The following is a 13,508-nucleotide window of genomic DNA, read 5'->3' as shown; positions in this document are numbered from 1 at the left end:
AATTAGCTGTTTCTGATGGGATATCCGTTTTCGTTAAGTATTTTTAATGCAGCATCTTTTCCGGTCTGGTCATGCAGCTCTATACGAAGAGTTCCTCGTTCATACTCCCTGTTATGGACTATGCCGATATTTTTGATATTGATATCATTGTCTGATAAAAGAGTTGCCACCCTTGCGAGATTACCGGGCTTATCAGCGATGTCGACGTGGATAGTAAAGGTCTGCATAATAGGACCGCTGCTGGTCTCTATGAAGGATTCTCTGTACTCTCTGGCTGAGCTAAAAAAGTCAAAGAGCTTATCGTTGTCGTGCTCATCAATTGCGAGCTTGATATCGATAAGTGAATCAATGTACTTTGAAAGCAAATCTGAAATGTTATATGAGTTTGTAGTGCAGATCTGTTGCCACATAACAGGAGAAGAGGAGGATATTCTTGTGATATCCTTAAATCCACCTGCGGCGATGAGTTTCATCAGCTGGTCCTCGGAATCATTGTTCCTGACAAGATTCACAAGGCTTGCAGAGACTACATGTGGAACGTGGCTTATGGCTGCAGTGATGTAATCATGCTGCATGTAAGGAATCACCAGAGGAATGGCACCTATTTCTTTTACCAGTTCATAGTAATACTGTAGTTTCTCTTCATTTGTATTCTCTGTTTTTGTGAGAATATAGTAGGCATTTTCAAAAAGAGATGCCTTGGAATTGCCAAAACCTATGCGTTCTGTACCAGCCATTGGATGACCGCCGATAAACTGCTTTTCAAGGCCAAGCTCTTTTACCTTCTCATGAATACCGGTCTTAACGCTGCCGATATCAGTGAGTAATGTATTCTCATTTAAAAATGGAACAAGTTTTTCAAGATTATCGTTGTTTATTTCTACCGGAGCACATAAAAAGATGATATCGCATTCAGAAAAATCTTTTCCTATCTCATATACAGGCATATCTACAATGCCTTCGTCATGAGCCTTGTCTACGGTTTCTTTGTGTGGTGTATAAGCTACTATAAAAGAATCAGGATGATTTTTTTTGATGGCTCTTGCAATAGAACCACCAATAAGACCAAGTCCTAAAAATCCAAATTTATTAAATGACATTAGTTAAATTCCCCCGAAGAAAGCGTCTTTCATTTCACTATATCACTTTAACGTGTGAAAAACAATACTATTCATGCATGATTCTTACCGTTTTTTGCCTTGAAGATATAAGACCCACATTATAATGAGATATTTGTGCAAAAATAACACAAATACTTGTTATGGTGCATTATTTTTAGTAAAATATCCTTATAAATCTTTTGGGGGAATTCAATACTTTTTCACATTTACAAATTAATAGTGCTTTGGGATTTCCTCAAAATAATGCGACTGGAGGACAAGATATGAACGTTTACACAACTGACAAGATTAGAAACGTAGTACTGCTTGGACATGGTGGCGCTGGCAAAACAACTTTAGCAGAGGCTATGGGATATCTTGCCGGACTTACATCAAGGATGGGGAAGGTAGAAGATGGAAACACTTTAAGTGATTTCGATAAGGAAGAACAGAAGCGTCACTTCTCAATCAGTACTTCAACTATCCCTCTCGAGTGGGATGGTCACAAGATCAATATTCTGGATACTCCGGGATTCTTTGATTTTGTAGGTGAAGTTGAGGAAGCTATCAGTGTTGCTGATGCAGCGATCATCGTTGTTTCAGGTAAGGCTGGTATCGAAGTTGGAACAGAGAAGGCTTGGGAAATGTGCGAAAAGTACAAGATTCCACGTATGTTCTTTGTAGCTGACATGGATATCGATGATGTTTCTTATAGACAGGTAGTTCAGGATCTTACTGACAAATACGGTAAGAAAATGGCTCCATTTAACCTGCCAATCCGTGAGAATGAAAAGTTTGTTGGATATGTAAACGTTATTCAGGAAAAGGGCTTTAGATGGGAAGGAAAAGAGGTTGTAGAGTGTCCGGTTCCGGAATACAACCAGGCGAACCTTAAGCTCTTTAGAGATACACTTCTTGAATCTGTTGCTGAGACTTCAGAAGAGTTCATGGAGAGATACTTTAATGGTGATACATTCTCAGAAGCTGAGATAAGAGCGGCTGTAAGAGGTAATGTATGTGATGGAAGTATAGTTCCTATTGAAATGGGTTCAAGTACTCTCTGCCAGGGTATCTACACACTTCTTGATGATATCGTTAAGTACATGCCAAGTCCTGAGAATCGCAAGATGGCTGGCATCAATACAAGTACTAATGAGATTTTCGAAGCAGATTTCGACTTCTCAAAGCCAAAGACAGCTTTTGTATTTAAGACAATGATCGATCCTTTTATTGGTAAGTACTCACTTATCAAGGTTCGTTCAGGTGTCATTAAACCTGATGATCTTATGTATGTAGCCAATAAGGATGTTGAAGTTAAGATTGGTAAGCTCTATATTCTTCAGGGCAATAAGACCACTGAAGTTCCTGAGCTTCACGCAGGAGATCTTGGCGCACTCCAGAAGCTTGAGATTGCAACAGGAGATACCCTTTCAACAAAGGCTAATCCTATTCAGTACGCTAAGATGGATATTTCAACTCCATATACAGCAATGAGATATCATGCTCAGAACAAGGCAGATATTGATAAGATTTCTCAGTCTCTTGCTAAGCTTGCAGCTGAGGATCAGACACTTAAGGTAGTTAACGATGCAGAAAACCGCCAGACACTTCTTTATGGTATCGGTGATATGCATCTTGAGGTTATCCAGAGTAAGCTTCAGAATGTGTATAAGGTTGCAATCGATCTCACAAAGCCAAAGGTTGCATTCAGAGAGACGATCAGAAAGAAATCTGATGTTGAGTACAAGTATAAAAAACAGACAGGTGGCCATGGCCAGTATGGACATGTAAAGATGCGCTTTGAGCCTTCAGGAGATCCAACTACTCCATATGTATTTGAGCAGGAAGTTGTTGGTGGAGCAGTTCCAAAGAACTACTTCCCGGCAGTTGAAAAGGGACTTGCTGAGTCAGTATTGAGAGGACCTCTTGCAGCTTATCCTGTAGTAGGCGTTAAGGCAGTTCTTTACGATGGATCTTATCATCCGGTTGACTCTTCAGAAATGGCATTCAAAGTAGCTGCATCAGGCGCATTCAAGAAAGGTTTCATGGATGCTTCTCCTGTACTCCTTGAGCCTATTGTTTCTCTTAAGGTTACAGTTCCGGATTCATATACCGGTGATGTAATGGGAGACCTCAATAAGAGAAGAGGAAGAGTGCTCGGCATGAATCCTTCTCTTACAGGCAAGCAGGTTATTGAAGCAGAAGTTCCTATGATGGAGCTCTTTGGATATAACACTCAGCTTCGCTCAATGACAGGTGGAAGCGGTGAATATGAGTATGAGTTTAACAGATATGAGCAGGCACCATCAGATGTTCAGGCAAAAGAAGTTGCCGACAGAGCAGATAAGGTTGCAGCAGCAAACTCAGAAGAATAATAAGGACTAATAAAAAGAGGATGAAGAGCTTTTCTTCATCCTCTTTTTTATTCAGAAAGACTGACCTTCGCTTTTATTTTGGATATATTCCCTTGGTGAGTGGCCATCAACTTTTTTAAAGACCTTGGAAAAATAGTAGGCCGACTCAAATCCAAGGGCATCTGCAACTTCATATATTTTCATATCGCCTGATAAGAGCATTTCTTTTGCCTTATCTATTTTTTTGGTGTAAACATATTCGGAGAAACCGGTATCTGTTGTCTTCTTAAAAAGAACTGACAGATAAGCGGGAGATAGTCCGAATACTTCAGCTACTTCATTTAACTGGAGTTTGCCGTTTAAGTTGCTGTCTATATACTGCTGTATGGTAAAGATCAGTTTGTCTTTTCCTGAGCGCCTGTTGCTGCCAACGATGTGGCTAAAGAGTCTTATTGGTGCGGCAGAATCAGACTGGGACTGGGCTGTTTTTGCTTCGTCAAAAGAAACAGCTATGTCAAGCGGTGTTGATACAGCGCTTCCTATACCAAAGGTAAGTGTTGTCTTAAAGTAGCTTGTGATCATGGTTCTGGCGTTTTCAAGTGCCTCAGTGATCAGATCCATTATTGAAGCAATAGGTTTTTCTTCATTAAAAAGGAAGATGATAGCAAAGTGCGTAGGGTCTATGGATACTATCTGGCAAGGCGCGTGGCGGGATATTATCTCTTTTGCCATACCTATACTTGATGAATATATTCCAATAGCATCACTTGATGAGTCAGAGAGTGCAGGAGAGGGCGTCTTGATTTCGCCATACACTACAATATACCTGTTGTAATCAAGCTTGAGATCCAGAGCCTTTGTTTCTTTTGTAAGATCACTTTCAGAGGTGATCAGGTGGTTGAACAATTTTATCAAAAACTTCTGCCTGAGGTCTTCGAGAGAACTTTCGCTTGGAATAGAAGCTTTTCTTACAGGATTTGATTCATCAACTCTTTGGATTGCTTTATTTAGAGCAAAGGTCAAAGTTTCGGAGTTTAGCTCTATTTTTACAAGGTAATCAACTGCCTCACATACAAGAGCCTGTCTTACCATTTCAAATTCTTCATAGGCTGTGAGCATGATAAAAGCCGGAGTATTTCCGTATTTTTTGTGGCACTTATCAAGCAGTTCAAGTCCGGTCATTACGGGCATTCTAATATCTGCAATGACAATGTCCGGAGTATCATTACAGATCATATCCCAGGCTTCCTGCCCATTTGAAGCAGTTCCAATTATTTCACAGTTGTCGGAATGATCCTTGGCAATCATGGTCTTAAGCCCAATCTGCACCAAGGGCTCATCATCTACTATTAGTATTCGGTACATAAAAACTCCTGATCTCTTTTACATATATTTAAGTGGAAGAATAAGTGTGGTAGTTGTGAAGAATCCAACTTCGCTTGTTATGTGCATTCCATATTCTTCGCCGAAAGTATATTTGATTCTTTCATTTACGTTGCTGACACCAATCTGTCTAAAGAATTCGTTGGATGACTTGGCTTTGCCGCTAAGGACATTATCAATAGTTTCTTTAGTCATGCCGACTCCGTTGTCAGTGACATCAATGAAAAGCTTATCATCATTTTTATAGGTGTGGACTACAATCTTTCCAGCGCTTCCCTTTGGCTCGATTCCGTGGAATATGGAATTCTCTATGATCGGCTGGAGAGAGAAGCGGTTTATTTTACATTGTAAAAGAGCTTCATCCTCAGTTTCGTATTCCAGCTCAATAGTCCCGCCATACCTGTATTTCATAATGGTAAAATAGTCATCTAATAGGGCAAACTCATCCTTCAGAGAAATAGCACTCTCAGTTCCCTTTGCGATATTCTTCATAAGACGGGAGAGGGCAGTTGACATGTCTGCGATGCCTTCTGAGCCCTGAATCGTTGCCATCCACTTTATTGTATTTAAAGTGTTGTACAAAAAGTGAGGGTTTATCTGGGACTGCAGAACCTGGTATTCCAGGTCGTGTTTTGTCTTTTCATCTAAAATTCTTTTTTCCATAAGATCGGAGACGTTCTGTGAGAGGCTGTTGATTCCTATTCCAATCTCACCAAGCTCGTTGGGCCATTCTATGGATGAATCTCTTGAAAAATCGCCAAGTCCGATCTGATCAAGTCTGTCAATTAGCTTGGATACTGGCTTTGTAATGATCCTGTGCAGGGAAAGAGAAAGAATTATTCCTGCAAAAAGAATGACCGTAAATATAAGTATGATCAGTGCCAGATACAGCTTCATTCGGGCTTTGAGGACGCTTTCTGATGGCAGATATGAGAGCTTCCATCCGGTTTCCGGCAAAGTGTAGGTTACAAGATCGGCAGGAAGTGAGTCTTTCACAAAAGACCTGCCATCATATCGGTAGGATACGCCTTCGGAAAATGTAAGATATAGAGCATCATCATTTTCAAAGACAAAGCTTTTTAGAGAATCTATTATCACAGATACAGGGATGTCCATATAGACCCAGCCCAGAACTTCAGAGGAATCAGCCTTGTAAATTGCTCTGATAATTGGAATGATAGGAGGGTTGCCACTTTTGGACATTGGATTTTTACATATTCCATACCAGCTAAAGGACGGAGATGAAATTAGAGGCTCATAAAAACTTGAAGCCATAATCATCTGAGGAGTGCTTGAACTGCTTGATGCACCGCCCCCTGCGATGTCCTGCAGGAAATTTTTGCCATCAATAGTGGATATTACTACGCGGTCAACGTAATTTCTGACTCCGACTATATTGAATTCATTGTTTAAGTGATTCCAGGTCATCATGGAAAGCTTTCTGCCAAGAATCTTGTCCTCGGTATAGGTCTCAGCTACAGACTGGACGTAGTTATTGATAGTACTGTCCAGGCATATCCAGTTAGAAAAAGTCATAACTGTATTGATGTTGGAATCTATGTTGTTTCCAAGGACATGGATGTTGGTCAGGGCTGATTGATGCTGATTTTCTTTTAAATAGCGCATGGAGAGAATGTAACTTGTTGTAGCTATAAATAAGGCAAGAACAAGAGACAGACCCACTGCCCATATGACAATTTTTAATCTGATTGAATGACTATTTTTACGCATAGATATATATTAGAGCAGAGGAAAAATAAAGAAAATACAATTTTATATAAAAAAATTGCATTTTTTTACCAATAAATGTTAAAGAATGTACATTCTTGGAAATAAGAGGCTTTGCTACAATTTCTATAGAAACAAAAAACTGCCAATGGGGTAGCAATTATTAAAAGGGAGGCAAAAAATGAAAAAGAGAATTATCAGTTCTTTACTTGCAGTTTCAATGATCGCAGCAAGCATCGTTGGATGCGGAAGTGCTTCACAGGCACCTGAAGCTGAGGCACCTGCAAAGGAAGAAACACCGGCAGCAACAGAGGCACCTGCTGCGGAAGCAACTACAGAAACAGCAGAGGCTACATCTGATGAGCCTGTAACACTTAAGTGGGCACTTTGGGATGTATCAAGCACAGTTTACTATCAGCCACTTATCGATGCTTTCACAGCTGAGCATCCAAATGTAACAGTTGAGATGGTAGACCTTGGATCTACAGATTACAGCACAGTTCTTGGAACACAGCTTTCAGGTGCTGGTTCGGATTTTGACGTAGTAACAGTTAAGGATGTTCCAGGTTACGTATCACTTGTTAACAAGGGCGTTCTTGAGCCTTTAGGAGATCTTATCTCAAAGGATGGCGTTGACCTTTCACTTTACAACGGCGTTACAGATCAGGTAACAATCGACGGAAATCTTTATGAACTTCCTTTCCGTTCAGATATCTGGGTTCTTTACTACAACAAGGATATCTTTGATAAAGCAGGCGTTGCATATCCTACAAACGATATGACTTGGGAAGAGTATGACAAGCTTGCAAGAAGCGTAACAGATACAACTCCTGGCGCTGAGGTTTATGGTTCTCACTACCACACATGGAGATCAACAATCCAGCTTGATGGTATTCTTGATGGAAAGAACACAATCGTTGATGGCAACTATGAGTTCACAAAGCCTTACTACGAGATGGTTCTTGCACAGCAGAAAGATGGTGTCTGCATGGATTATGCAACACTTAAGACACAGGGACTTCACTATTCAGCAGCATTTGCTCAGGGTAACGTAGCAACAATGAACATGGGTACATGGTTCATCGCAACACTTATCCAGAAGATCAAAGATGGTGAGTACACAGATTGCACTAACTGGGGTATGGTTAAGTATCCTCACGCAGAAGGTGTAGAGCCTGGCTCAACTCTTTCAACAATCACAGCTCTTGCAATTCCTACATCAGCTCCTAACAAGGATATGGCTTGGGAATTCGTTAAGTTCGTAAGTGGTGAGAAGGGTGCAGAAGTTATGGCTTCAACAGGTAACATCCCAGCTATGACAAACGACAAGATCGTTGATCTTATCGCTTCAATGGATGGTTTCCCAACAGATGAAGCTTCAAAGGAAGCTCTTGTACCAAGCCACACATATCTTGAGATGCCTGCAAATGACAAGTCTTCTGAGATTGAGACAGTTCTTAATGAACAGCATGATCTTATCATGAATGAAGAAGTAAGCGTAGATGATGCTATCGCAGCTATGAACGAAGGCGTTTCTGCAATCATCGGAAAGTAATTATTAGCTAGATAAAAATAACCGGCACTTGAATTTCAAGGCAGCTTGAGTTCAAGTGCCTTTTTAAGAGGAAAAAGACATGGCAGCACAGCTATCCGCTATGGAAAAAAATATGAAAAAAAGACAGCGCAGAAGGAATCTTGTAGCATATTCCTTCATCGCTCCAAACTTTCTAGGTTTTGCAATATTTACATTGGGACCAATAGTACTTGCACTTCTCATGTCATTTGCTGAATGGGATGGAAGTAATGAGATGAAATTCATAGGTCTTTCGAATTTCGTAGAGATCTTTAAGGATGACAGATTCATTGCATCACTAAAAAATACAATTATCTACAGCCTGTTTACTGTGCCGATCACTCTTGTGATAGCACTTGGACTTGCGATTTTATTGAATCAGAAAATAAAAGGAAGAAATTTCTTTAGAACAGTTACATTCTTCCCTTATGTAGCATCACTGGTTGCAGTAGCAGCAGTATGGAATATGCTCTTTACACCAGCAAAAGGTGGAATTGTTAACCAGTTCCTTATGAATGTACTTCATGTTGCACCTTCAAAATGGGCAGCATCTTCAAGTACTGTAATGTTGACTATTATCATGTTCTCCGTATGGAAAAACATGGGATATTATATGGTAATCTATCTTGCCGGATTACAGGGCATCAGTGAGGATCTCTATGAGGCAGCTTCACTTGACGGAGCCAATGCCTGGCAGAAATTCAGACATATCACTGTTCCTCAGCTTAAACCAACAACATTCTTTGTGACTATCATGCTGACGATCAACTGCTTTAAGGTTTATGACATCGTATACATGTTGGCTGGTGGTTCTAACGGTGTAGTAAATAAGAGCGCAATGGTACTTGTTTACTATATCTACGAAGAGGCTTTCAGAAACTGGAAGCTTGGAAAAGCATCGGCATCAGCACTGGTTCTTTTTGCAATAGTTCTCGTTGTTACCCTTATCCAGTTTAAGGGTGAAAAGAACTATGCTAATGACTGATCGGGAGGATAGAAAAAGTGAAAAGCAAAAGAAGAAACAGAATTATCGGACAGACAATTGTCTATGTGCTGCTAATCCTCCTGGCACTTTTAATGTTAGTGCCTTTCGTATGGATGTTATCAGCATCACTTAAGTTTAACAAAGACGTTTTTGTAATACCTTTTGAGTGGATTCCAAAGGAGCCAAGATGGCAGAACTACCTTGATATCTGGACAAAGATACCTCTTGCAAAGTTTACGCTTAACACAGCAAAGCTGACGCTAATAGTTACTTTCCTTCAGCTTCTTACCTCAAGCTTTGCAGCATATGCTTTTGCAAAACTTGAGTTCAAGGGCCGCAACGTGCTGTTCCTTGCATATGTAGCTACAATCGCTGTGCCTTGGCAGGTATACATGGTTCCTCAGTTCATGTTCATGAGAAGCCTTGGACTTGCGGATACCCACCTTGCAATTATCATACTTCAGGCCTTTTCTGCATTTGGAGTATTTATGATGAGACAGTTCTATGAGGGAATCCCTGATTCTCTTTGCGAAGCAGCCAGGATCGATGGAATGACAGAGTATGGCATATACGCCAAAATCATGCTTCCTCTTTCAAAGCCTGCACTTTCAACACTTATCATTTTTACTTTTGTTAATACCTGGAATGACTTCCTTGGACCTCTCATTTATTTGACAACTGAGTCCAAGAAAACACTTCAGATCGGACTGAAAATGTTTATTTCACAGTACTCAGCTGAGTATGGACTAATCATGGCAGCTTCAGTTCTTTCGCTTATACCTGTATTTATTGTGTTCATTTCGCTTCAGAAATACTTTGTTGCCGGAATCACTACAGGTTCAGTTAAAGGATAATTTAATTATTTTTTACCAATATCCTTTAGTTTGTGTTACTATTAATATATGTATATTGAATCATTTGTAGAGTATAACTACATAGGTGAAATAGCAGGACTCCTTCTTTCAGGGCTCCTGCTATTTGTGATGTTATATGTAAGACCTAAAAAGACTCTTCTTTTTAAGTATATTTTTAATGGCACCATTCTTTCGATAGTTGCCATTCTTTTTCAGATTTCTATTCTCAAAGTAGCCAATCATCCCGATCAGTACTACAACAAAAACCTATTCGGAATACAGCTGATTTCTTTTTTACTGGTTTATAATGGAATTCTTTACTGCATTTTTTCCTACGTAAATATGATGTCGGTGGTGAGACGCAATCAGCGAAAAGAGTTTATTTTGATGTACGCTGTTCTGTCAATTATCTACGTCATTGGAATTATTATTGAGATAGCTGCCAGTGGCCTCTACACATTTACATTAGACGGCATTGATATCAGACATTTCACCAGATACTACATTTCAGCGGGTATTGTCTGCGCTGTTGTATGTTTTATAGCCAGTGCCCTGAACAGGCGAGAGATAAGCAGGATCACATGGCATGCAGTATGTCTTTTTGTTCCCGCAAGCCTTGTTGTCCTGATCGGTCAGATGATATATGTAGTTAAGGCCCATTATATTTTTTCAGCCACCACTTATGTTCCTATTTTCATGATTGGATTCTTGCTGTTCCATAATGTCCCGTATGATGAGCTTTCAGGAACTCAGAGTATCTATGCGCTTGATGCTTATCTTATGAAGAATATGGGCAAAAAGAAAATCTGGGTAGTGTACGTTATCCTTAAGACTTTGGATATTGAGAACTTTATAAAAAAAGATATTGATTCTTTGTACTATGGTATCAGCATTTGCAGAAATCTTGAGAATTTAAGTCCTTCTTTAAGGCTTTATAAAATGTCTGATAATAAATTTGTCAATACTCTTGAGGAGAATGATCCGGAGAAAGCCAAGCAGATCATTCAGGAGATAAGAGGTATCTTTGACAAGAGCAGAGTTGATCTTGATGTTCCATTTAATTACACGATCATTGCAGGAGAACTTAGGCCGGAGACAGACACTATTTTGAAGGTGCGTCAGTTCTTTGAATTCATAAGCAAAAGATTAGTAGACCAAAATAGCAGTCAGTTCTATATTACAAAGGAAAGCGATTATAAAGGCTTTAGCGAGCACTATGAGATATCTTCTGTTATCAGGGATATAAGGCTAAGAGAGAACCTTGATGATGAGAGAGTCGTGGTATATGCGCAGCCTATCTACAGCGTGGAAACCGGCAGCTTTAAATCAGCAGAAGCGCTCATGAGACTTAAAGTCGGTGATAAGCTTATTTCTCCGGAGGTATTTATACCTATCGCTGAAAGCAGCGGCTCAATACACATGCTCACCTGCATAATCCTTAATAAGGTCTGCAGAGCCATAAGTTCTTTTGACGAATACTATGATTTCGATGCCATATCCATTAACTGCTCGGCAAAAGAGCTTTCTATGGAAAATCTCAACAGAGATTTTATGGAGATCATCGAGAAATATGACATTGACGCATCCAAGATCAGACTTGAAGTGACTGAAACAGCTATGTTTGAAAACTATGACAGCGCCAATAAAAACATGGAAGTTCTTTCTGCGGAGGGAATACAGTTTTATCTGGATGACTTTGGCACTGGATATTCATCACTTGAAAGGGTTATGAATTGTCCTTTCAAGACCATTAAATTTGATAAGACACTTCTTTATAAATCTCTTCACGATGACAGGATGAACGACATCCTCAGCTACATGATAGAAGTTTTCAAAAAGAACGGCTTTATAACACTTATCGAAGGAGTAGAGGATGAATCCCAGAAACAGTACAGTGTAGACCGTGGATTTGACTATATTCAGGGATATCTTTATGCCAAGCCGACTCCTATAGAAGAAATAAAGAAGTTTTTTAACAGAAAGAGCAGTTTTTAAGAAAGAACCTTGCCTTGACAGCAATGTATAAAGGATAGTATGATTGTATACAATTATACGAGAGATACATTGCAAGAAGGTGAGGTTATTTTTATGAGTGATACATCAGCGTTCCAAAGTAGACCCGTAACAATGAATGACAAGAATAATCTGCTCAAGATTGAAGAGCATATTTATATTCTTGACGATGTAAAAAAACCAAACGTCTTCAGAAACATGTTTCCTTACGAGGAAATTCCTAAGATTCCTTTTAACGACAGGATTGTTCCCCACAACATGCCAAAAGAAATATGGATAACTGATACAACTTTTAGAGATGGTCAGCAATCCAGAGCACCATATACTACAGAACAGATTGTAAAGATATATGATATGCTCCATGAACTTGGCGGTCCAAACGGACTTATCAGACAGAGTGAGTTCTTTTTATATAGTAAGAGCGACAGAGATGCAGCCCTTAAATGTATGGAAAGGGGCTACAGATTCCCGGAGGTAACAAGCTGGATAAGGGCAAGCGAAGAGGATTTTAAGCTTGTAAAAGAAATTGGTATGAAGGAAACTGGTATCCTTGTTTCTTGTTCTGATTATCATATTTTCCTTAAACTTAAAATGACCAGAAAGCAGGCTCTTGAGCATTACTTAAGTGTTATACGTTCCTGCCTGGAGGCAGGTATCAGCCCGAGATGCCATTTGGAAGACATTACCCGTGCGGATATTTATGGTTTTGTTGTTCCGTTCTGTATTGAACTTATGAAGCTTAAGGAAGAATACGGCATACCGGTTAAAATTCGTGCTTGCGATACTATGGGATATGGAGTAAACTTCTCAGGTGCCGTTATTCCCAGAAGTGTTCAGGGAATCATCTACGCGATCAATACAAACGCCAGTGTTCCCAGCGAACTCATCGAATGGCACGGACATAACGATTTTTATAAAGCAGTTACAAACTCTACAACTGCATGGCTTTATGGCTGTTCATCTGTTAATACATCACTGTTTGGAATTGGTGAGAGAACAGGTAACACACCACTAGAGGCCATGGTATTTGAATATGCCCAGCTTAAGGGCACTTTGGATGGTATGAATACAACAGTGATCACTGATCTTGCTGAGTACTATGAGAAAGAGATTGGATTTACTGTTCCTGCCAACACTCCATTTGTCGGTAAGAACTTTAATGTTACAAGGGCAGGTATTCATGCTGACGGACTTCTCAAGAATGAAGAGATCTATAATATTTTTGATACTGAGAAATTCTTGAAGAGACCTCCTGTAAGCGCTGTTTCCAATACTTCAGGGCTTGCAGGCATTGCTCATTGGATAAATATCCATTACAAATTAAGACAGGAGCATGCCCTCTCAAAGACATCACCGCTTGTAACCAAAATTAAAGAGTGGGTTGATAACGAGTATGCAAACGGACGAGTTACGGTTATGACTGATAACGAGCTTGTTCGTGAGATAGATAAAGTTTCAAAAGAACTAGGTATCGTAGTTAAAGAGGGAGAGATAGTAGGGGCTGTATAAACTAAAGGA

Annotated in this window: 9 protein-coding genes; 6 read left to right on the top strand and 3 right to left on the bottom strand. The window is 39.8% G+C overall.

The features are described from left to right. Window positions 1–2: 2 nt before the first annotated feature. The gene (locus G585_RS0110610; protein ID WP_022774901.1) at window positions 3–1,100 is read right to left on the bottom strand and encodes a prephenate dehydrogenase; all 1,098 of its coding nucleotides are present in this window, start codon (window positions 1,098–1,100) and stop codon (window positions 3–5) included. Between the two features lie 284 nt (window positions 1,101–1,384). On the opposite strand from G585_RS0110610, the gene G585_RS0110605 reads away from it, so the two are divergent. Continuing rightward, window positions 1,385–3,475, top strand: a complete 2,091-nt coding sequence (locus tag G585_RS0110605; protein ID WP_022774900.1) for an elongation factor G — start codon at window positions 1,385–1,387, stop codon at window positions 3,473–3,475. A gap of 51 nt (window positions 3,476–3,526) precedes the next feature. Here G585_RS0110605 and G585_RS0110600 read toward each other — a convergent pair whose 3' ends face one another. Together G585_RS0110600 and G585_RS0110595 are read right to left on the bottom strand one after the other, a co-directional pair. Continuing rightward, window positions 3,527–4,819 carry a response regulator transcription factor gene (locus G585_RS0110600; protein ID WP_022774898.1) on the bottom strand — a complete coding sequence of 431 codons (1,293 nt, stop codon included), beginning with the start codon at window positions 4,817–4,819 and terminating at the stop codon, window positions 3,527–3,529. Window positions 4,820–4,837: 18 nt separating this feature from the next. After that, the gene (locus G585_RS0110595; RefSeq protein WP_022774897.1) at window positions 4,838–6,568 is read right to left on the bottom strand and encodes a sensor histidine kinase; all 1,731 of its coding nucleotides are present in this window, start codon (window positions 6,566–6,568) and stop codon (window positions 4,838–4,840) included. Window positions 6,569–6,746: 178 nt separating this feature from the next. On the opposite strand from G585_RS0110595, the gene G585_RS0110590 reads away from it, so the two are divergent. The 5 genes from G585_RS0110590 to G585_RS0110570 all read left to right on the top strand — a co-directional run bounded on the left by G585_RS0110590 (window position 6,747) and on the right by G585_RS0110570 (window position 13,499). Further along, window positions 6,747–8,120 carry an ABC transporter substrate-binding protein gene (locus tag G585_RS0110590; protein ID WP_022774896.1) on the top strand — a complete coding sequence of 458 codons (1,374 nt, stop codon included), beginning with the start codon at window positions 6,747–6,749 and terminating at the stop codon, window positions 8,118–8,120. 79 nt (window positions 8,121–8,199) lie between these two features. Then, entirely contained in the window at window positions 8,200–9,123 is a 924-nt protein-coding gene (locus G585_RS0110585; RefSeq protein ID WP_022774894.1) for a carbohydrate ABC transporter permease, read from the top strand. Between the two features lie 17 nt (window positions 9,124–9,140). After that, window positions 9,141–9,977 carry a carbohydrate ABC transporter permease gene (locus tag G585_RS0110580; RefSeq protein WP_022774893.1) on the top strand — a complete coding sequence of 279 codons (837 nt, stop codon included), beginning with the start codon at window positions 9,141–9,143 and terminating at the stop codon, window positions 9,975–9,977. Between the two features lie 48 nt (window positions 9,978–10,025). Continuing rightward, entirely contained in the window at window positions 10,026–11,972 is a 1,947-nt protein-coding gene (locus tag G585_RS0110575) for an EAL domain-containing protein (protein WP_022774891.1), read from the top strand. Between the two features lie 93 nt (window positions 11,973–12,065). After that, window positions 12,066–13,499, top strand: a complete 1,434-nt coding sequence (locus G585_RS0110570; RefSeq protein WP_022774890.1) for a 2-isopropylmalate synthase — start codon at window positions 12,066–12,068, stop codon at window positions 13,497–13,499. Window positions 13,500–13,508: the final 9 nt, after the last annotated feature.

It is taken from the genome of Butyrivibrio sp. AE2015, from assembly GCF_000420825.1.
Classification (GTDB): Bacteria; Bacillota; Clostridia; order Lachnospirales; family Lachnospiraceae; genus Butyrivibrio.
This window is presented reverse-complemented; position numbering and strand designations above follow the sequence as displayed.